The sequence below is a fragment of the Shewanella sp. HL-SH4 genome, assembly GCF_051164845.1.
GTDB lineage: Bacteria > Pseudomonadota > Gammaproteobacteria > Enterobacterales > Shewanellaceae > Shewanella > Shewanella glacialimarina.
This window is the reverse complement of sequence record NZ_CP195037.1, coordinates 3,674,180-3,694,485: the sequence shown is the minus strand read 5'-3', so window position 1 is coordinate 3,694,485 and position 20,306 is coordinate 3,674,180. Positions and strand designations below refer to the sequence as shown.

Sequence of the window (20,306 nt, the reverse complement as noted above, 5' to 3'; positions counted from 1 at the left end):
TAGTAGAAACATTACCCGGATGACGTAGTAGAAACATACCCGGATGACACAGTCGATGACGACAGGTGACGGGACAGATGACGGGGCAGATGATTCGCTGCTCGTCACGCTACCGTTTTTTACACAAGGTATGCTCTATCCAGTTAGCAGTGTTTTCTGCTAGCGGTTCTGTCAGGTGGTTAAAATAGCTGCACACTACAGACTGTTTCTGGAACAACCCCATAACACTAGCAAGATGACGACGGGTGTCATAACCCATTCCGGCGGCAGTTTTTAGGGTTTCAAACACTAAATACTTATCTTCCATGGCAATAGTGTCCCAATTGGCAAAGCCAACCGTTAACACCTGCTGCACTACCTCAGGGGCAAAAGCGCCGTAATCTAGTCCAAGGCGCAGCTGCTCAAAGGCTAAATCGGGTCTAGCCTGGTAAAATGCCAAATTAAACGCGTAATCGCTATAGGCCGCAGGCCAATTGTGGCGCAGCTTAATGGCCTGGTTAAATAAGTGGTTAAACTCGTCGTTTGTAAACGCGTCAAAACCTGAATAAATACCCCACTCCATCACTTTAGCCAAAGTAATAGCATAATGCGGGCTAGTATCATTTAAATCATAAGCTTTGGTTGCAGCCGCTAAGGCGTCACGGTACTGGGTTTCATCAATATCCGTTTTACCTTGCCAGGCAGTAAGGTAAAAATTAGATTTAAAATGGTAAGTACTCGCTACGCCCTGGTTAAACACCAAAGGCAATAAACTGACTAAGCCGAGCAACAGCAATAGTAAAAAAAACTGGCGGGAATAACGCTTTATCGACATACAATATTAATCATTAAATAAACAAGCAGAAATTAACGCAGGCGTATTGCGGGTAACATCATCAGCGTACTGTTTATCTGTTAACTCACACACTCTTTGCCATGCCTGGGCAAGCTTTGGCGGACGCCTGTTCACACTATGACAATCAGACGCCACTATGGTGTAGCGCTTTTCTATAATCCATTTCTCAGCCAAGGTTTTAGCCGCGTCGCTCATATCACCCAGTAACGAAGCCCCGGTTAATTGAAATAAACAGCCTAACCTGGCAAATAACTCAATCCGTTCAGGGTGGGCTTGTAGCTCGCGGTTTCGCTCAGGGTGAGCAATCATAGGTAAAACATTTTTAGACAACAACCAGCCGATTAACTTATCTGTGCCTGGGGTAATATGACTGCTGGGTAACTCAAGCAATAGCACATCTTTATCGGCAAACTTGCCAATAAAAGGCAATTGTTGCCGTTCAATAAAAAACATGATTTCAGGGCAAATACGCACTTCGGCTGCGGCACGAATGTTTAGCTTACCGCCACTAAGTGCATACTCTTGCTGCAATAACTCAAATGCTGCAGTAATTGTGCTGATATTATTATCAAACACCCCCAAATGAATATGTGGCGTGGCCACCATATGGGTAATACCTTGCTGTTCGGCTAATTCAAGTAATGCTAGGGCTTCGTCAATCGACTTAGCCCCATCATCTATGCCAGGTAAAATATGGCAATGTAAATCAAACACTATGCAGACTTTCCATCGGTTTTAGCGTTAGCATCATGGCCATAGGCTTCATAGTAACCATATTGACCATAATACTGGCGCGCCTCGTCGGTATTAAACTGGTTCAATACCACCCCAAACACTTTACCACGCGCCTGAGTTAACTTAGCTAAGGTCAGTTTAATCGCTTCTGTACGAGTATTATTAGCCTTAACCACAGCAACCACGGCATCACAATGTGACGACATCACTAAGGCATCACTCACGGCATGTACCGGAGGCGTATCAATAATAATTTTGCTGTACTGGCCTTTTAACTCGGCCAACAACTCAGCAAACTTAGGCGAAGATAACAGCTCTAGCGGGTTTAACGGTATTGCGCCAGCTGGCATTAAGTCAACATTCGGTTTAACGTTTTCAACAATACAATGGCTTAGTGCATCTGTACCGGTTAGGTAGTTGGCTAAACCATGTTGGAACGTTGGCAAACCAAAACGCATACCCATACTCGGCTTACGCATATCGGCATCAATAATAAGCACTTTTTCCATCGCCGAATAGGCAAACGCGATATTCATCGACACTGTGGTTTTACCTTCGTTAGGAAACGAAGATGTCACCTCAATCACCGACAAGGGTTCACCAATCGCCAACAAAGACAATGAGGTACGAATCGATCGCACATTTTCAGCATGCAGACGTTTTTCGGGGTCAAAAAAGGCAAAGTTAATTTGCTCAAAGGTCTCTTTTTTGCCGGCTTTAGGTAAATAGCCTAATGCACGCTGCCCCAGTATTTGCTCAACCTCAGCGGTAGACTTAATAGTGTCATTCATCGAATCAAACACTAATACCAATACAATACCTAAACCTAAACTGGCAACAAAGGCTAATATAACAATCAGCTTTTTCTTCGGTTTTATCGGCTCTAACGCCATCACAGCGTAATCAGTAAAGCGTGCCACTGGCGAGTCAAAGTCACCGGTCACTTCGGTTTCTTTTTGGCGCGACAAAAAGCTTTCAAATAGCTGACGGTTAGTGGCAACTTCACGTACAAGTCTGCGGTAGTCAGTGTCCACTGAGCTTAAATTTTGAAACGAGCCTTTAGACTGACTAAATTGCGCTTCTAGGGCTTTTAGTTTTTGGGTAGCTGATTGTGCTTCATCTTCAATACCTTGCACTAATCGCCCAATTTGAGTGCGTAGGTTTTGCTGCACTGTGGCTAGCTCGGCATTGGCACCAATCATTTTAGGGTGTTTAGGGCCGTAAACCTGTGACAGCTCAGACACTTTACGCTCAACTAAAATGACGTCTTTTTTAACGTTTTGCACCGACATGTGCGAGGTCACTTCAGGCAAGCTTTCTAGGCGACCAATATCTGACTTACCATATTGTCTGACTACCGCTAAAAAGCTTTCTGCTTGTGCTTTGGTTGATCTGGCAACGGTAATTTCATCGCTTAAACGCTCAAGTTCTTTAGCGTCTAACGCGGTTACGCCTTCAACGTCAACCAGGCCGTTTTGGGTTTTAAAAAACTCAAGCTTTTGCTCAGACGCATCTAACTTTACCCGTAAGTCTTCTAAACGCCCACCCAGCCATACGTTGGCTTTTTGGGTCATGCCAGACTTAGCCTCTAACTGGCTAACAATGTAAGCATCGCCTATTGCATTGGCCACAGCCGCGGCTAACTTAGCATCTGGGCTGTTATAGCTAATGTTCACTAATTGGGTTTTACGCACAGGCGACACGTTAATGTCTGCCATAAAGTCATCAACTAACTTTTGCTTTTTGGCCGCATCATCAACTTCAGCCTCGCTGAGGTCCATTGGTAAAAAATCTAACCAGGATATAACCTGCGACTTTACCTGTGACAAGGCTGAAGGCTTAGCTTCAAAGCTAGGGTGATTAATTAAATCTAATTGGTTAAATACTCGCTCGGCAATAGAGCGCGACTTAATAATTTCAAACTGAGTTAAATAGTATTCCTGCTGGCCAGAATTCATACCATAAACTTGCTCAATTTTAATCGCCCGCGCCTGCTCTGACTCAATCAGCAGGGTGGCGGTCGAGCTAAAAATAGGTTGTAAGCTAAACACCACAAAGGTGGTTAATGCGGTAATTAACATCGCGAACGATAAAATACGCCACTTTGACTGCAACACCGGCTTAATCAGCTTGCGTAAATCAATCACCTGCTCGCTGGTTTGCTCAGCAGTGTTCGGCTCGTTTAGTAACAAATGGGCTTGCGACGTCATTAAAAAAATCTCTGTTCAATAGTAATAGTATCGCCAGCGCTAATTTGACTATTAATAGTACCGTTCACTGATTCTGACTTGGTCCCTTCGCGTGAGATAAAAATTTTCTCCTGCGAGGCACGTTCGGTAAGCCCCCTGCCAGGGCGACAGCCTGATTGACTGTCATGCCTGGCTGATAGGGGTAGCCACCGGGTTTTTTAACTTCACCGTGAATATAAAATGGTCGATATAGCACAATGCCAACAAACACATTAGGCTCAACCAAATAATCCCCTTTTAAACCTTTATATACCAATTCTTCAACTTGCTTTATCGACAAGCCTTTAACCGAAAGAGTACCTAAAAAAGGGTAATTTACCTTGCCACTATTGGTGATCTGCGTTTCAAGTGTCAGGTCATCTTCACCAAACACTTTAATCACAATGGTGTCACCTGCACCTAAGCGATAACTGTCATCAATTGCTTCAGCAGACGTTATCGGGCTTAGCAGTACAAGCAAGGCAAACAAACACGGAATAAAAAACCACTTCATCTTAAAACCTATAATGTCATCTGAGCATTGATATAATAAACGTTACGATCAAACCCAAAGTTTTCATCGCTAGACCAGCTGTCAGTAACATCAACACCCGCTACAAGTGTTAACCAACGAGTGGTCACGTAAGATGCTGAAAGTGAGAACACTTTTAGCTCATCTTGACGGTCAACGCCGTTATAGTCATCATCGGTTTGGTTATAGCTTACGTTAGTTGATACAAAGTCATTCCAACCGTGGTCCCAGCTTACGCCATAGGTGGTTGACTCAATATAGTTACCCGCACCATTAGGGTCTTTAGCGCTGTTACCGGTATTGAATGTCAGTGCTGAGTAGGTTAATGGTGACCATGTCACACTGGCGTCCCACGATAAACCACTAAAGTCATCACGGCTTGAATTATCAAAGTCTTTTTCCTGGTTACCAATACGGATAGAACCTGCGGTAGCAGCGGTTGCTTCCCAGTCCACACCCACACGGTAGAAGGTACTAGTACTGTCACGGTCGCCACTTAAGTCAGCAATCTGGTAATCAGTGTTAACTACGCTAGCATCAAATACCCAGCTAACCGATGCGCCGCTGTCGTAATAAAAGCTGGCACCATAGTCAGTGTCAGAATAGTTACGGTAGACAGTAATGGCTTCAAAGTTAGTAAATTCTTTGTCGTAGTAATTGGCATTTACTTGCACGCGCGCAGGGGTTGTTTGTGCGCCGTACTCGTAAAAACCACCTACATTGTAACTGTCAAAAGTAGCAGGTTCATTTTGTAAATCACCGTTACCTTCAAATAATCCGCTACCACGTTCTTCATGGCCAGCATCATAGTTTGCATTAAGGTTAAACTTGTTTGACTGGTTTAGTTCTACATCTGCTGCACCACCTAGATTAAAATCTAAGAAGTTATCGTCAGAACTGTCTAAAAAGTTACCGTAATCAATATTGGTTTGGAAGGTGTATTCATTATTGCCATCCAATAATTGACCTTGCAAACCAGGAGTAACACCTAAAATCCAGCTGTCTGTTTTAAAGGTTTTAGTGCTGGCAATGTTGTCATCATATTTAAAACCAGTATTAAGATACGGAATTAAATCAATGCCAGATGCCGTTTGAATCACGCCAGGCTGTTCATCTGCAGCAAAAGCTGGCGACAAAGCAAACACGCTGAGCAAAGCTGCACAACAATAACTGTATTTAAATGGGCCGTTCATCTTGTATATCCTTATAAAAAGCATGTAAAAACAGGTGAAGTGAAATTTTCACGACAGCCTATCGGTTTCATTTTAAACTATCAATCTTTTAATCAATTTTTAGCGGCATGCTAATTGAATTATAAGGACTTAATGCCCCACAACCCAAAAAATCATACCTTCTTACTACTTGACAATTTAGTTAACAACTTACTTAACGACTTACTCAGCGACTTTGTTAACAACTTGTTGATTAGCAATGACCAAACCATCAATTGAGCCAATGCTAATAAGTCAGTGCTAATAAGTCAGAGCTAAAAAGTCAGCTGTTAACTTCACTGCACCTTTGCTAACACTCTATCTATTTATAAACAGTCATCATGTCACTGATGACATTGGCTTAAGGTTATTATCAGGTCTATACGCCCGTTATCAATAAACCAAAGGTTAATCTCAGGGTTGAGCAAACTTCACTTACAAGGTTAAATATTTTAATACACATTCTTGCCGACAAAGCCTTTAAATAAGGTCATAAACACAATTCTTACGTCCCACCACAAGGTCCAGTTACGAATGTAGGCTAGGTCATATTCAATGCGCATTTCCATCTTATCTAATGTGTCGGTTTCACCGCGCCAACCGTTCACTTGTGCCCAACCGGTAATACCCGGTAGCACCTTGTGGCGCAACATGTAATAGCTTACCAACTTGCGATATTGTTCATTATGCGATACCGCATGGGGCCTTGGGCCAACCACCGACATATCACCCAATAACACATTAAAAAACTGCGGTAACTCATCTAATGAGGTGCGGCGAATAAACGCGCCCACTTTAGTCACCCGCGCGTCCCCTTTACTGGCCTGGGTAACAACATCAGCATTTTCAGTTACCGTCATCGACCTAAACTTCCACACTTTAATTTTACGGCCATCTAAGCCGTATCTGTCCTGCTTAAACAACACAGGCCCTGGTGAGGTAACAAACACCGCAATAGACACCGCTAATAACACAGGCGATATGGCAATAATGGCGCAAAAGCTGAAAGCCACATCAAAACTGCGCTTATAAAAACGCTTCATGCCATTCACTGGCGACTCAAACACACTAATGGTATCAACATCACCCACATTGCCAATGCGTGCATGCATCAGGTTTTTAATTAAAAAGTCAGGGGTAATCAGCACATCAACAGTGGTATTACCCAATTGCTCAATAATGTCGGCAATACGCTTTTCGGCGAGTAAAGGTAAACAAATATATAACTTTTGAATATCGCCACTTTTGGCTAATTCAATCGCATTATTAATATTGCCTTCTATTAACTTAGGCTCGTGGTTTTCAATCCGGCTAGGGTCTCTGTCATCAAAAAAACCTACACAATCAAAGCCAAGCTCATCATGTTTCCAAATCTCTTCATACAAGCTCATGCCCATGTCGGTTAAGCCAATAATGGCCACCTTATCAATGCTGTAACCTTTAACCCGTCTTATTCGTTTTATCTCACGTACACAAAAGCGCCAGCTTAATAATAAGATGACCGACAGCACATACCAGCCAACCATCACCACCCGTGAATACAGTTCGGCATACTTGAAAAAAAACAGCGTAGTCACCATTAACACAAAACATATGGTCACAATCAGAACCAATAGGCGACACATGTTGGAAAACTTACCTAATCGCCACGATCGATATAACCCAAATGACTCACTAATATAACTGAATAGCAGCAGTACTCCCGCAAGCACCAGTAGGTAGTCCTTACTAAAAGGCACGTCATAGCCATAGGTGATAATGAATAAAGAAAATATGACCAATGCAATATCAACCATACGAAATAAGAAACTCGTTTTAGAATCCACAAACTGAAGTTGAGAAGGGCTATCCATGTCATTTACCTAAATAAAATACAAAAAATCAAATAGTACATTGTCATTTAACACTGGGTGAAACCTTTATTTTAAAGCGAATGAAAAACATAATTAGGCATTGACTAACACTATTTCATCCAACCAGCATTTATAAAAAAACAATAAATATCTTTATTATACATCTAAAAACTAAGTAATTCTTAAGGCTTAAAGCGGCACTTTAAATGCACTCAGACAAAAACCAAATCCAGCCTACCTAGCCATTTATTAATAAAATTCACTTTACAATTAAGACAATGACGTGGTTTCATTCCGAAAAACCATAATGAATTATATTATTAGTAGTAAAAAATAACTATAACCACATCACAATTAATAATTTAACAAATTAAATCTTTATATTTAGAAATTAAATTCTCTCTCAAGTAGTTACTGTGTAGTTGGTTATAATTATTACCTTTAAAAACATTGTTGCTAATTTGTTTAAGTATTGCCTCTGCTAGTTCTTGTGGTTTATCGGGTTCGACCACAACTACACCTTCAAATTTTAATAAAATATCTTTAGCCTCACCCTTTAAACCAAAAATTATGGGCTTTGACATAGCTAAATATTCGAAAACTTTTGTCGGTACGGCGGTCTCTAATGAAGGTATATTTCGAAGTTGACCATATAAAATCTTATGGTTACTATATTCTTCACTTAGTTGTTCGAATTTCACTGCAGGAATGACCCTTGCATTTAACAACTTCCTTTTTTCTATAAGTTCTGATACTTTATCAAATTCAGGTCCATTACCAACTATAGTAAGCCTAATAATTACCCCTTTGTTTTGAAGTAAGTAAACAGCCTCAACTAATGTACTTATGTTTTGTGGATAACCAATAGAACCTGCATAAATAATTGAGTCATCTAACAACGCACCTTTATTTACAGTAGACAATTTTTGCAAGGTATTTAGATCAATTCCATTTTCGATAGCAATAACATTAGTCTTAGTTTTAGAAACAAGCCACTCTCGCTGACTGTGAGTTACAGTTACAACATCATCAAACTTATTAATCGAATAAATACTTATTTTAGTTAGAACTTCTGATATAAGGTAACTTAAAAGACCTGTTTTAAACTCATAATATCGCCAAATTAAATCTCTAACTTCTAGGATTGTATGGACTTTGGCATTTTTAAGATACCAAGCAGCTACAGGAAGAAGCATTAACATCGGAGTACTAATGATAATAGTATCAGAATCTACCTCTAACGATTTAGATATCAACTTTTTAGCTTGCATTGTTTCATTCATTAATCGAAAAAGTAAATTAGACTTGTTATAAATTTTTCGAGTAACAGGTATTAATTTTAAATTAGTAAAACACTTTAATTCATTTGGGAAGATGTAATCTTGGGATGCACAGCCTAAAGGCATTAAAAAGCAAACCGTCACTTGATAATCACTAAGCAGTAAAGTATTTATAATAGAAAGTGCGCGGTTAGAACCAGCAGTCCTTTCAGGTAAAAAACTCTCGCATATTAATGTAACTCTATTATTCAAGTTATTTTCCTTAGTATACTTTTGAATACATGTTCTTCATTTAAAGAACAGCCTGAACCGACAATTGTTGTTGTATCTTCTAAAACATTAAATGCAATAGCGTATTGATTTTTCTCAAATCTTGTTTGTTCAAGACCAACAAGTTCAAAGGTATAATCGGAAATGCCATCGTTAATTTTAAAAAGGTGATCATTAATTTTTTCACAGTATACATTAGGTGTTAGATGGTGAAAAAGCTTAAAAGAAACATTTTTTTTAGATTTAATTATATCAATAATTTCTAATTCATCATCACAAAGTATCCACTGTCTTGAATGCAATACATTCTTGTAGCCATTATGCGTGGCATTCAAGATGTTATTTTCAATATTAAAATTTTGGTTTAATATTCTTGCCCGTTCAGCAACACGAAAACCAGACCAGACATTAGTTGAATTTTTTCCATTAATCTCAACAGTGCTGTGGCTGGATGTACCTCTTTCATAAAGCCTTCGTGGTCCAGTGCCGTATTCTGATATACCTAAGTTACAGATTAATTTTTTACCATTCGCCCATAATTCGTAAGATAAAGTGTCGGCGTGCGCATGCCCAGGTATGTAGTCAGGCCCAACATTAGCTACGTCACACAATAGAGAGAAAGCTTTTGATTTCAAAACGCAATAGCCAGTTTGAGCTAACAAGAAAGATCCATCATAGCTAGCATTATTGAAACCAAGGCTAATTGAAATATCAAACAAATTCTTGGGAGAAGGTGCTACATTTTGAGTTGAATCATTGAAATGAGGATAAGTCACTTTATCTATGATAATAATTTTCAACCAATCAATCATCTTCTCGATATATGGCTTAAGTAAATGAATAATATTTTCGTAGTTAAAATTATTTGGTAAGGCAAGTATATATAAATCTAACAAATCCTCTAACATGATACCATGGTACATTGGGCTTAACTCGAAATTGCCACCATCCTTGAGCACTTGCCTATCAAGTTCATTAATTATAATTTTAAGACCTTTATTTAAACATTTTTCAGCCCAATCACCATCAAAATAAATACCGTAAAAAATTAATGCCTTACCATTAGCAAAAAGGTGATTTCCATCAATTTCATACTCTATATTTGCATATAAAAGTTTTGATTGATTATATAAACTGTTATAAAAAATTGGTTGAAGGTTCGTCTGCTTTGTGGCCCACTTTATCCAATTAACTATTCTTAATGAAGTTGGGTATGCATCACCACCAAGTTTATTCTGATATTCATAATCATTTATCCATATATATATAGCCTCCAAATTATCTTTTTGAGGACTTCTCGGGTTATTTAAGAAATCAAAATAATGAAAATTATATACATAAAGCTTAGGGAAACTTTCTTCTCGATTAATGACATCAAAGAAATTATTCATTTGATTTAAACAAGTGACTTTCATATCAAGTAAATATGAATGCTTATTCAAGCTAAAATAAAAAGAAAAATTACAATTACTTTTTGTAGGAATATAGTTTGTTAATAACACTTTATTTCTACCAAATAACTTACGTATTAATTGAAACAAGACCTGCCTGAATGTAAGGTACCTAACTGTAAGAATATACAATCTTATTTTAACTAACTTTTTTAATACAAATGAAGTCAAAACAAGTCCTTTATATAATTGAAAAATATTTATCTGTAAGTTTTTTAGAGTCAAAATCAGTAAATTTATTACATGCTCCAATGCAAAGTTTTAAATATAATCCTTCATCTTTCTCAATTTTTATTAAAATACTTTTAAGCCCTGCAGGATTTTTTATATCAACCAACATTCCTGTAACACCATGTTCAACAATTTCAGGAATGCTTCTCCAATTTGTTGATACAACAGGAACACCAACAGAGTAAGATTCAATGATTACTCCGGGATAACCTTCGCCTTCATAATACGTAGGCAAAACAAGTAGTGAATATTTTGAGATGGTTTTTGCGACAAGCGAACTGTCTAGAATACCTTTATAAGTTATATTATTAAATTTCAATTGAGATTCAGCAACCCCGATTAAAGGACCATATATATCTAAACTAATATCTAAACCTTTCACAGCTTCAACAAGATCTAATATACCTTTTGATTTTTTAACATGACCTAAAAATATTATGCGTTTATTAAATTTCTTATCTACTATCTTTTTTTGTGAACCAGGTCGACTATTTGGGTACCAAAGTATTCTTGAACTAGGAGACTCTTTACTAAAAAAGTCAACTTGCTCTATTGTTTCGAGCAAAACCTCATCAGCCGTCATTACATATTTTATAACTTTTTTATATATTATATTTGATGATTCATAAGTATGTTTTAACTCTCCACCAAACTTTCTTATAATTACTTTTTTATTAAATAGTCTACCTATAAAAAGTACTAATGGCGCAAAAACACTAAAACCTCTTTTTGATACATGACAACCTACTGAATCATATTCTTTTATATTTCGAAAAAGCTCATAAGACACATGAAAAAAGCGCTTAAATATATTTATATTTTGTGAGTCACTATCTTTTTTTAAACAATATGTATTAATTACTTTCAAATCGAGATCTGACCTTAAACTTAAATCGTCTACAAGCTGTTGGAATAGTATTGTTGCCCCACCAAGCGGTGGAGGAAGTGGACCTATCAGTATTGTTTTTTTCATAAAATTTAATTCGCATTCCTAAAAAGTTAGTTCTGTAATAAATAAGAATAGTTAAATAAACATTTAAAAAACCATAAACCTTATAATTATGATAAAACTTCCTTATCTACATTTTTAATAAACTTTGCAGGAACTCCACCAACAACAGTATAAGGTTCAACATTTTTATCTACGACAGCATTAGCACCAACAATCGCACCAGTCTTAATAGTAATCGGCCCAAGAATTACCGCACCGGCACCGATATAAACATCATCTTCTATAACAGGAACTTCAAAGAGGCCAGATTTACCTCCAATAGTAACATTCTGGCTTATAACAACGTTCTTTCCTATAACAGCTCTGGCATGAAGTACAACTCCTATCCCACCATAGCCTAGCTTTGAGTTCTTACCAATTTTTACTGAAGGTGGTATAGATGAGTTATAAATCAAAAAAATAAAATAATATAATATCCTTGGGAGTACCGGGATATTCTTAGTATATAACCAACTTGAAAATCTATGTATAGTAATTGCATTCATAAAAAACCTTTCATTTTTTGATTAATCAATAAAATTATTGACAAGTTAAAAATAACACTGCTCAAAATCTTATTTTTATAGTTCCAAGTCTAATAACAAATGTACAAAAAAAATAAATAGAAATTGGTAAAAAAATAGAAATAACAATTTGATTTATCACTGCAGAGAAATCACTCCTTGCAAAAATCAAAACGGTTGATAAGAGAGATGCACAAATTGTGATAAAAAATTCCATTTTAAATTTACTTTTTAAAAACCTGAGGAAAACTGCGATAAAATATCCAAAAATGAAAGGAATCAAAATAGGTCCCGCCAGTGAAAAGTTTAAATATGATTCAGCTAAAAATGAAAATGCTAAAGTTCCACCAGAAGAAAAATAATCAGGGAAGTATATGGATGCATACCAAGGAGATAAACCAGTTGGTTTGTTTTCATAGATAAAAGAAGGGATAGAAACTAATGGTGCAAGCATATAAGTTTTACCAAATTCCATTCCATAGACTTTAACGAAATCAATTACATCAGATACAATTAAATAATGCCACCCAAACTCACCACTTGAAAAATCAAACCATTCATATGTAAAGTTTAAAATGAAAAAGTTAAACATTTCGTCTATTGAATGTGAATAGCCTCTGATTTTACTAAATACTTGAAGAAATACAAGCGAGATGACTCCAAAGATTATCATTTTAATGATTGGTAACTTATTTATTGTTGACCACATAAAAACCATACCTATCACTAGTGAAACCCATACTCTCCGATCACCTGATGCGCTAAAAAAAAGTATGTATAGTAGCAATAAAATAATATGAATCTTTAAAATTTTACTATTTTTGGATCTAAGGTCACTATAAAATAAAAAAAGCCATGCGAAATTTATAAGATATATACCACTTGTAAATATACCTTTACCTTTAGCGTTAGCAAAACGTTCCTCGCGAGATGTATCCTGTATCATTTGAGCTAAATTATCATAACTTGTAAGTATATATATGCTATATAACAAAATACCTGCAAACAAAACAAAAAACATAACTAATCTTTGCTTATCAATTATTACTTTATCACTAATTTCATTATTATTTAAACTTGAAAAGCTTATACTACTAACATAAAACCCAACCAATATTAATAACGCACACAATATATAACCAAAATATATATTTATTATTCTGTCATCACCTAACTGAAAATTATCCAAGCCGAATAAATTAGCAATCGCAACTGGGAGCGCATAGATAAAGATAACTAAAGAAAGTATTACTTCAATATTATAAGTGTTTGTTTCTTTTTTCTTTATCTTCATATAAAAAAATAATATAGAAAAGAAAAAAATCGTTATTATTAAAAATTTAAACTCGTACATCTTTAACCTTTTTAGCTATTAGAACCAACATCACTATGGAGTAAAAAAAATATAATATTGAAGTTATAATTAATACATATTTATCCCCGAACCCCATGTAGTATCCAACAAAATATAAAGCAAGTATAAAAGATAACAGTGATAGCTCTAATTGATACATCTTGTTATTTATTTTCACGATATTCATCATGTAATAAAAAACAGATGTGACTAGGTTAGCAAAAAAATATGGTGTTAATAAAATAAGTGCAAAGCCAAGTCCACTCCATTCATTTCCAAATATCATATCTATGAAAAAATATGATATTATTAAATACAACAATAAAAATAAACACGAAAAGAAAAAGAAAAACTTATAACTCCTAATCACATCGGTATAACTTGGCATGTGATTTTTGCCTACCGTATTCTCAGCCAATATAAAATTACCTATTGTACTTCTAATAAATCGTGCTACAACTTCAACTAATTTAAGTGACAAGGCTATAATCGCTACAGCTTCTATCTCTAAAAAAAGTGCAGTTAATAGTATGGGTAATTGCAAATTTAGTAATTGAAGGAATCGACCAAAAGTAATTTCCACATACTTCTTGATACTTAATTTTATTATAAATTTAGCTTGCCTAAAATTTTTATGTATATCATTAAAAGAGATCAAAAACCCTAGCTTATGGACCATATAGGCTAACGAAAATATCATTGACAAAAAATGAGATAAAATCAAAAACTTTAAATCTTTATCAAAAAAAAATATAAATAAAATCTGTAACAAAGGCAAACTAACCACTAAAAAAGCTGTAGACTTGGCTAAAGTTTTATAATCTTTATTTCTAATTAAAGAGAAGTAATAAATTTGATATATTGAAACGACAAATACAGCCAACCCAACATATAAATAGTGAAAAAATACGATATCTAAAATAAAAAAACAAAGTGTTAACAAAACCAACGATATTGAAAAGCTTATTGATAAGAACAACATCGTATTTATTTTGTACTTATACTTAACTAGACTACCTTTTGTGATATCTTGCTGTATATTTAAAGTACTCAACATTGTAAATAACAATATTATCGATAACAAAACACTATACTGACCGAAAAGTGTTGGTCCATAAAATTTAGTTATTAGAGGCATCAAAGTAAGAGCTATTAACTGACTAAAAAGAGTTATAGATCCAATTCCCAGAAACTTTTTGTATATTTCTTTTTTTTCCACAGAATCTACAACTCCACTTACTTAGTTAAAATTTTTTATTTTTACATAATCCCACGAGTATCAATAATCACTTTTTTAGCAAACTGGCTTTTATCCGCTGCTTTAAACTGTTTGTGATCAACCAAGACGACAATCACATTAGCTTTTTCTAACGCCGTTTCTAGCGTGACCAATTCAACATTTTTATCCACCAGCTTATTCGGTAAGCTTTTAATATTTGGCTCTACCGCTAATACATCGGCAATGTCTAAACCGGCTAAGTGCTCGACGATTTGTAATGCTGGGCTTTCACGTAAGTCGTCAATATCGGCTTTAAAGGCTAGGCCTAAGCAGGCAATAACCGGCTTTTTGAATTGGTCTGCCGCTTGAATAATTTGATCGATAACATAAAACGGTTTAGCGTCGTTGGTTAAGCGGGCCTGGCGGATAATGTTGGCCTCATCTGGGCAACTGTCGACAATAAACCATGGGTCTACTGCGATACAGTGGCCGCCAACACCTGGGCCTGGGCTTAAGATGTTAACGCGCGGATGACGGTTAGCCAGTTTGATTAGCTCCCACACGTTGATTTTTAGCTTGTCGCAAATAACCGACAATTCATTAGCAAAGGCAATGTTAACGTCACGGAATGAGTTTTCAGTCAGTTTGGCCATTTCAGCGGTACGTGCATTGGTAATAATGCATTCACCGCGTACAAAAGTGTGGTAAAGCTCGACCGCTCTTTCACTACAGGCTTTGCTCATGCCACCAATTACGCGGTCATTGGCAACCAGCTCTTGTAATACGTAACCTGGTAATACACGCTCTGGACAATGCGCCACTTTAATGTCGGCTGTGTCGCCTAGGTCTTGGGGGAATGTTAAGTCAGGGCGCGCTTCTTTCAGCCAGGCTGATAGTTTTTCTGTTGCGCCTACAGGCGATGTAGATTCAAGAATAACTAAATTGCCTTTTTCTAACACTGGCGCAATGGCTTTGGCTGCGGCTTCAATGTATTTAAGGTCTGGTGCATTGCCTTCTTTAAACGGTGTTGGCACGGCAATCATAAAGGCTTCAGCCGCTTCTGGCTTAGTGGTTGCGCGCAAGTTACCTGTAGTCACCACACCACGTACAATAATATCTAAATCTGGCTCAACAATATGAATACGGCCTTCGTTAATGGTATCAACAGCTTGTTGATTTATATCAACGCCAATGACTTCTAAGCCACGCGATGCTAGAACTGCGGCGGTAGGTAGGCCAATATAGCCAAGACCGATAACTGATACTTTTTTGAATGACATGGTGTTTCCTTTAGCGCAAATTTGTTTATATAAAATGAATTAATAACTATGCAAGCTCGATAACAATCAACCAGGTTAATAGGGTTATTATTGGGTAAAGTGCTGCTTAATTTTTTCAATAATATGCTGGCAAGCTTTACCGTCGCCATACGGGTTATGTGCTTTACTCATTGCACTGTATTGCGCGTCATTTGTTAGCAAGCTTTCAACTGCATCGATAATTACCTGTTTATCTGTACCGACTAATTTAACTGTGCCCGCTGTAACGGCTTCTGGTCGTTCAGTGGTGTCGCGCATCACTAAAACTGGCTTACCAAGCGATGGTGCCTCTTCTTGTATGCCGCCAGAGTCGGTTAATAATATGTGTGCTTGATTCATAAAATACACAAAAGGCAGGTAATCTAATGGCTCAATTAAGTGCACATTATTAACATTTTGCAGAATACGATTGACCGGTTCACGCACATTAGGATTTAAATGCACAGGGTAGATAATTTGGCATTCTGGGTGGTTTGCAGCAATGTTGACTAATGCTTCACAGATGCGCTCAAAGCCGCCACCAAAGCTTTCACGGCGATGGCCCGTAACCAAGATCATTTTTTTGGTTTTATCAATAACAGGATATTGCGCTGATAGGGCCTCATTTAGGCTAGCGTCTGTGTCGAGCTTGTTTTTAATAATCAACAGAGCGTCAATCACCGTATTACCCGTTATGGTAATTTGATTTGGATTAATACCTTCATTAAGCAAGTTGTCTAAAGATGCTTGAGTGGGGGCAAAATGTAAGGTGGCTATTGCGCCGGTTAATTTACGATTGCCCTCTTCAGGCCAGGGCGAATAGATATTGCCGGTTCTTAAGCCTGCCTCAACATGGCCTACGGGTATTTGCTGATAATAAGCCGCTAAACTGGTTGATAGCGTTGTTGCGGTATCACCATGCACAAGTACGATGTCTGGCTTAAATTCTTCTAGAACAGGTTTTAACCCCAATAATATATTGGTTGTGACGTCATACAGTGTTTGACCTGGCTTCATTATGTTTAAGTCATAATCTGGGATGATATTGAATAAATTTAACACCTGATCAAGCATTTCACGATGTTGTGCTGTTACACACACTTTAGCGTTGATACCTTCTGCGCTTTCGAGCGCTTTAACCAAAGGCGCCATTTTAATTGCTTCTGGTCTGGTACCAAATACTGATAAAACTTTTATCATTACAAATTCCTTTTAGCGCTTAATATTGCTTAATCGTTACCAAACAAGTCGCGGGTATATACTTTATGAGTTACATCACTGAGTTCGTCAGCAGCGCGATTAGATATAATCACATCGGCATCGGCTTTAAACTGGGCAAGATTACGGTAAACTTTTGAGTTAAAAAAATCGTCTTGCTGCATTACTGGCTCGTAAATGATCACTTCAATACCTACGGCTTTGATGCGCTTCATAATGCCTTGAATACTTGATGACCTAAAATTGTCTGAGCCTGACTTCATAATTAGGCGGTAAATGCCAACCGTTTTAGGGTTACGTTTGATGATTGAGTCGGCAATAAAGTCTTTGCGGGTGGTATTAGAGTCAACAATGGCGCTAATTAAGTTATTAGGTACGTCGGCATAGTTTGCCCGTAGCTGTTTGGTGTCTTTGGGTAAGCAGTAGCCACCGTAGCCAAATGATGGGTTATTGTAGTGATTACCTATGCGGGGGTCTAAACACACACCGTCGATAATTTGTTTGCTGTCTAACCCATGGGCTTCTGCATAGGTGTCTAGCTCGTTAAAGTAGGCTACCCGTAAAGCTAAATAGGTATTTGAAAACAGCTTAACCGCTTCAGCCTCGGTTGAGTGGGTAAATAGCACTTCAATATCTTGCTTAATGGCGCCTTGCACTAATAAGTTGGCAAAGGTGTTAGCACGTTCGCTTTGTTCACCAACAATAATGCGAGACGGGTAAAGATTGTCGTGCAGTGCTTTGCCTTCACGCAAAAACTCTGGCGAAAATATAATATTGTTACAGGCAAACTCTTGTTTAATACGTTCGGTATAGCCTACTGGCACGGTTGATTTTATGATCATCACTGCATTAGGGTTAATGCTGATGACATCTTTGATAACGGATTCAACTGACGCGGTATTAAAGTAGCTTGTTGCTGGATCGTAGTCTGTTGGTGTAGCAATAATAACAAAGTCGGCGCCCGTATAGGCTGCCTGCTTGTTTAAGGTGGCGGTGAAGTTGAGTTTTTTGTTTGTTAAAAAATCTTCAATTTCGGCATCGACAACAGGAGAGACTTTATTATTAAGCTGGCTTATTTTTTCTGCAACTATGTCTACCGCAACCACTTCATTGTGTTGCGCTAATAACATAGCGTTAGATAAACCGACATATCCTGTACCAGCGATGGCTATTTTCATGTTGATGATCTTCCTGATGATCTAAACAAAACTCATTGGTAACTGATTTAAAAACTGACTTAAAAAAAGCTAACCGATTCAAACCGATTGTTACAGCTGCTATTTTATGTTTTAAGCGCAAAACTAATAAGCTTGAACGACTAAGCTTGAGCCAATAACGTTATTAAGAAATAGTAGACACAATTTACCCGGCCAGAATTAACTTTGGCTTGCAGGTGACGAAACAACCGCTGTTGCACCTAAATGGATAGTTTGGGTATTGTTGGAGTTAAAACAGGATGAGATTACAGAGATAAACTAACGAACAAAATCAGGTGATTTTGATTCAAAAAAAAGTTAATCAGTGGCGTCATGCCTTGTTTTAAAATTTCCTTTTCTACTACTAATTTCTATGTCAGCACTCTATTTCGCGGAGATTATAGAGTAAATGCTAAGTTAATGACAGTTTTTTGACGCATTTTGTTATTTTTTGACGTTTTTTTATTCGTCTAATTTTTCACGTTATTTTTTTCTATTTAAAATCAGAAACTAGCCGCGCTTGCTGGTTTTATCGTTTGTCGTTAAGTTATGTCAGTAACCACACCTTGTACTGTAACGTCCCTATTACTTTACTATAATTTCCTTTTCACCTTCACTATCACTTTACCCCTAGTGCGCTTTCGTTTATGAGTTACGTTTTGGTTTCTGAGTTGCATTTTTACTTAAGAGTTACTTTGGCTGCTAACGACGGTATCTATTATGTTAGCTAGCCTGTTGGATATAGCTTATTTGACTATTATGACAATACTATGTTGGCCAATGTTTTGTTTTTTGGCTGCTGGGTTCAGGTGACTGGGCTTATGCAACTGGACTAATACTGCTAAATTCATGCAGCTTGGCTAATCCTAGTGTGCTAATGCACTGGGCTAATGCTACTGGACTCATTACAGGTATGCTGCGACTAAATTTAAATGACTTAAGCTAGCTTAAACAGATTTTGAACTTGCTTAATGGCTAACACTTTTGAATGACGAGGTTAAGCGCAACGCATTCAAATAAAAGACTTTGTTTGCCTGTGCCGTTGTCATTTTATTTTTGTTTGTAACTTAACTAGATTATGATGTGCATCAGGTTTGTGTCACTTTGATCTCAATAGACAGATTATTGGGTAATTTTGCGGTGATTATCGCTCTATTGATTCAATGATAAACAGCAGGAATGACGCGTATTAAGAGTTTGCTTGTTAATATGAATAAATACCGCCATTGGTTAGCCATACCTGTGGTGTTTTCGGCTGTGTGTTTTGCCACCTTAAGCGACAGTTTATTTACCGACGACTTTTTTGCTGGCATAAAACAAGGCTACGGCGATAAAAAACTTAGCGACTTTTATGACTGGCGTGAAGTGATTGATGAAGGTAGCGACCTGGATGATTACGATAGGTTGTTACTGGCCAATGAGTTCGCCAATAGGCATATTGATTTTAAGTCTGACTTGAAACATTGGAATACCTTAGATTACTGGGCAACGCCAACAGAGTCCTTAGGGACTGGTGCTGGTGACTGTGAAGATTATGCCATTTTCAAGTATATGACTTTGCTTGCTATGGGCATGGATGAGAATAAGCTGCGGTTGATGTATGTGCGGTCGTTAACCTTTAATGAACCCCATATGGTGCTAATTTACTTTGAAACACCATCATCATTGCCGTTAGTGTTAGATAATCTTAATCGTAAAGTGTTATCAGCAAATCGTCGTCCAGATTTAAAACCCATATATTCCTTTAATGGACAAGGTTTATGGTTAGCTAAAGCACATGGGTTAAGTTCAGCTAAACCCGACAGTAAAGGCACTACTGATTGGTCAGTTTTAATGCAGCGTATAGAAAACGGTGAATAACTTTAACAGGGTCAAATATT

Annotated in this window: 15 protein-coding genes and 1 pseudogene; 1 reads left to right on the top strand and 15 read right to left on the bottom strand. The window is 37.2% G+C overall.

Annotated features, from left to right (window positions below; genetic code table 11):
- Positions 1 to 109 precede the first annotated feature (109 nt).
- The 15 genes and pseudogenes from ACRWQL_RS17235 to ACRWQL_RS17165 all read right to left on the bottom strand — a co-directional run bounded on the left by ACRWQL_RS17235 (position 110) and on the right by ACRWQL_RS17165 (position 18,408).
- A complete protein-coding gene (locus ACRWQL_RS17235) occupies positions 110 to 814 on the bottom strand; it encodes a hypothetical protein (RefSeq protein ID WP_434951282.1) in 705 nt (234 codons plus the stop codon).
- Positions 815 to 820: 6 nt separating this feature from the next.
- The gene (locus ACRWQL_RS17230) at positions 821 to 1,549 is read right to left on the bottom strand and encodes a tyrosine-protein phosphatase (protein ID WP_434951280.1); all 729 of its coding nucleotides are present in this window, start codon (positions 1,547 to 1,549) and stop codon (positions 821 to 823) included.
- Positions 1,549 to 3,780 carry a GumC family protein gene (locus ACRWQL_RS17225; protein ID WP_434951278.1) on the bottom strand — a complete coding sequence of 744 codons (2,232 nt, stop codon included), beginning with the start codon at positions 3,778 to 3,780 and terminating at the stop codon, positions 1,549 to 1,551. Before ACRWQL_RS17225 ends, ACRWQL_RS17230 begins: the two co-directional genes overlap by 1 nt.
- A pseudogene (locus tag ACRWQL_RS17220) lies at positions 3,780 to 4,312 on the bottom strand (polysaccharide biosynthesis/export family protein). Before ACRWQL_RS17220 ends, ACRWQL_RS17225 begins: the two are co-directional and overlap by 1 nt.
- A gap of 8 nt (positions 4,313 to 4,320) precedes the next feature.
- Positions 4,321 to 5,523 carry an outer membrane beta-barrel protein gene (locus tag ACRWQL_RS17215; RefSeq protein ID WP_434951276.1) on the bottom strand — a complete coding sequence of 401 codons (1,203 nt, stop codon included), beginning with the start codon at positions 5,521 to 5,523 and terminating at the stop codon, positions 4,321 to 4,323.
- Between the two features lie 470 nt (positions 5,524 to 5,993).
- The gene (locus ACRWQL_RS17210; RefSeq protein ID WP_434951274.1) at positions 5,994 to 7,394 is read right to left on the bottom strand and encodes an undecaprenyl-phosphate glucose phosphotransferase; all 1,401 of its coding nucleotides are present in this window, start codon (positions 7,392 to 7,394) and stop codon (positions 5,994 to 5,996) included.
- A gap of 362 nt (positions 7,395 to 7,756) precedes the next feature.
- Positions 7,757 to 8,926: a glycosyltransferase family 4 protein gene (locus ACRWQL_RS17205; RefSeq protein ID WP_434951272.1), complete on the bottom strand. Its 1,170-nt coding sequence runs from the start codon at positions 8,924 to 8,926 to the stop codon at positions 7,757 to 7,759.
- On the bottom strand, positions 8,923 to 10,446 hold the full coding sequence (locus ACRWQL_RS17200) for a heparinase II/III domain-containing protein (RefSeq protein ID WP_434951270.1): 1,524 nt from the start codon (positions 10,444 to 10,446) through the stop codon (positions 8,923 to 8,925). Before ACRWQL_RS17200 ends, ACRWQL_RS17205 begins: the two co-directional genes overlap by 4 nt.
- Positions 10,447 to 10,576: 130 nt before the next feature.
- Positions 10,577 to 11,599 carry a glycosyltransferase gene (locus tag ACRWQL_RS17195; protein ID WP_434951268.1) on the bottom strand — a complete coding sequence of 341 codons (1,023 nt, stop codon included), beginning with the start codon at positions 11,597 to 11,599 and terminating at the stop codon, positions 10,577 to 10,579.
- Positions 11,600 to 11,685: 86 nt separating this feature from the next.
- Positions 11,686 to 12,123, bottom strand: a complete 438-nt coding sequence (locus ACRWQL_RS17190; RefSeq protein WP_434951267.1) for a serine O-acetyltransferase — start codon at positions 12,121 to 12,123, stop codon at positions 11,686 to 11,688.
- Positions 12,124 to 12,184: 61 nt separating this feature from the next.
- On the bottom strand, positions 12,185 to 13,495 hold the full coding sequence (locus ACRWQL_RS17185; RefSeq protein ID WP_434951265.1) for an O-antigen polymerase: 1,311 nt from the start codon (positions 13,493 to 13,495) through the stop codon (positions 12,185 to 12,187).
- Positions 13,482 to 14,714, bottom strand: coding sequence for a hypothetical protein (locus ACRWQL_RS17180; protein WP_434951263.1), 1,233 nt, complete (start codon positions 14,712 to 14,714; stop codon positions 13,482 to 13,484). The genes ACRWQL_RS17185 and ACRWQL_RS17180 overlap by 14 nt, the downstream gene beginning before the upstream one ends.
- Before the next feature lie 41 nt (positions 14,715 to 14,755).
- Positions 14,756 to 15,994, bottom strand: coding sequence for a UDP-N-acetyl-D-mannosamine dehydrogenase (wecC, locus tag ACRWQL_RS17175; RefSeq protein WP_434951261.1), 1,239 nt, complete (start codon positions 15,992 to 15,994; stop codon positions 14,756 to 14,758).
- Between the two features lie 87 nt (positions 15,995 to 16,081).
- Positions 16,082 to 17,212 carry a non-hydrolyzing UDP-N-acetylglucosamine 2-epimerase gene (gene wecB / locus ACRWQL_RS17170; protein WP_434951259.1) on the bottom strand — a complete coding sequence of 377 codons (1,131 nt, stop codon included), beginning with the start codon at positions 17,210 to 17,212 and terminating at the stop codon, positions 16,082 to 16,084.
- Between the two features lie 29 nt (positions 17,213 to 17,241).
- On the bottom strand, positions 17,242 to 18,408 hold the full coding sequence (locus tag ACRWQL_RS17165) for a nucleotide sugar dehydrogenase (RefSeq protein WP_434951257.1): 1,167 nt from the start codon (positions 18,406 to 18,408) through the stop codon (positions 17,242 to 17,244).
- 1,197 nt (positions 18,409 to 19,605) lie between these two features.
- Here ACRWQL_RS17165 and ACRWQL_RS17160 point away from each other — a divergent pair.
- On the top strand, positions 19,606 to 20,286 hold the full coding sequence (locus ACRWQL_RS17160) for a transglutaminase-like cysteine peptidase (RefSeq protein WP_434951255.1): 681 nt from the start codon (positions 19,606 to 19,608) through the stop codon (positions 20,284 to 20,286).
- The last annotated feature ends 20 nt before the right edge of the window (positions 20,287 to 20,306 follow it).

Bases quoted from the DNA above. Each gene is read 5' to 3' on its own strand.
- ACRWQL_RS17235 (WP_434951282.1), bottom strand. From the start codon at position 814: ATGTCGATAAAGCGTTATTCCCGCCAGTTTTTTTTACTATTGCTGTTG.
- ACRWQL_RS17225 (WP_434951278.1), bottom strand. From the start codon at position 3,780: ATGACGTCGCAAGCCCATTTGTTACTAAACGAGCCGAACACTGCTGAG.
- ACRWQL_RS17215 (WP_434951276.1), bottom strand. From the start codon at position 5,523: ATGAACGGCCCATTTAAATACAGTTATTGTTGTGCAGCTTTGCTCAGC.
- ACRWQL_RS17210 (WP_434951274.1), bottom strand. From the start codon at position 7,394: ATGGATAGCCCTTCTCAACTTCAGTTTGTGGATTCTAAAACGAGTTTC.
- ACRWQL_RS17195 (WP_434951268.1), bottom strand. From the start codon at position 11,599: ATGAAAAAAACAATACTGATAGGTCCACTTCCTCCACCGCTTGGTGGG.
- ACRWQL_RS17190 (WP_434951267.1), bottom strand. From the start codon at position 12,123: ATGAATGCAATTACTATACATAGATTTTCAAGTTGGTTATATACTAAG.
- ACRWQL_RS17185 (WP_434951265.1), bottom strand. From the start codon at position 13,495: ATGTACGAGTTTAAATTTTTAATAATAACGATTTTTTTCTTTTCTATA.
- wecC (WP_434951261.1), bottom strand. From the start codon at position 15,994: ATGTCATTCAAAAAAGTATCAGTTATCGGTCTTGGCTATATTGGCCTA.
- wecB (WP_434951259.1), bottom strand. From the start codon at position 17,212: ATGATAAAAGTTTTATCAGTATTTGGTACCAGACCAGAAGCAATTAAA.
- ACRWQL_RS17165 (WP_434951257.1), bottom strand. From the start codon at position 18,408: ATGAAAATAGCCATCGCTGGTACAGGATATGTCGGTTTATCTAACGCT.
- ACRWQL_RS17160 (WP_434951255.1), top strand. From the start codon at position 19,606: ATGACGCGTATTAAGAGTTTGCTTGTTAATATGAATAAATACCGCCAT.